1 rRNA gene is annotated in these 749 nt (G+C 46.9%); it reads left to right on the top strand.

What is annotated here, in order from left to right:
• Positions 1 to 47 precede the first annotated feature (47 nt).
• Positions 48 to 749, top strand: a 23S ribosomal RNA gene (locus tag ACYQ2M_RS25190); the annotation flags it as partial.

Here is a 749-nt window from a genome sequence, read left to right as displayed (position 1 = left end):
AAATATATTTGCACTAAAGCGTTTAAACTTATTTGTGGTTTTATAGTGGCTAAGCTATAAAGGGCAAACGGTGGATGCCTTGGTGCCAGGAGGCGAAGAAAGACGTGGTAAGCTGCGAAAAGCTTCGGTTAGCTGCTAAACAAGCTTTGATCCGGAGATGTCTGAATGGGGAAACCCATCATGGTTAATACTGTGATACCATAGCATGAATACATAATGTTATGGGGCCAACGGGGAGAACTGAAACATCTTAGTACCCCCAGGAAGAGAAAGTAAAAACGATTTTCCTAGTAGCGGCGAGCGAACGGGAAACAGCCCAAACCTGTCATGTGTGATAGCCCGAAGGCGTTGCATGTCAGGGGTCGTGGGATCTGTAGTGTGTCTGTTTCGGAAGGCACAAAGAGTTACAAAATCAATTGTTAGCAGAAGGCTCTGGAAAGGGCGGCCATAGCGGGTGACAGCCCCGTATGTGAAAGTGATTGATCTCTTATACAGACACCCAAGTACCGCGGAACACGAGAAATTCTGTGGGAATTTGCGAGGACCATCTCGTAAGGCTAAATACTACCTGGCAACCGATAGCGTACCAGTACCGTGAGGGAAAGGTGAAAAGAACCCCTGTGAGGGGAGTGAAATAGTACCTGAAACCGTTTGCTTACAAGCAGTGGGAGCATTGGCATTTGTCATTGTGACCGCGTGCCTTTTGCATAATGAGTCAGCGAGTTATTTAATGCAGCAAGGTTAAGCCG

The sequence above is a fragment of the Desulfocicer niacini genome, from assembly GCF_054657595.1.
Note: the sequence above shows the minus strand (reverse complement) of the source record. Positions and strands in the feature narration are given on the sequence as shown.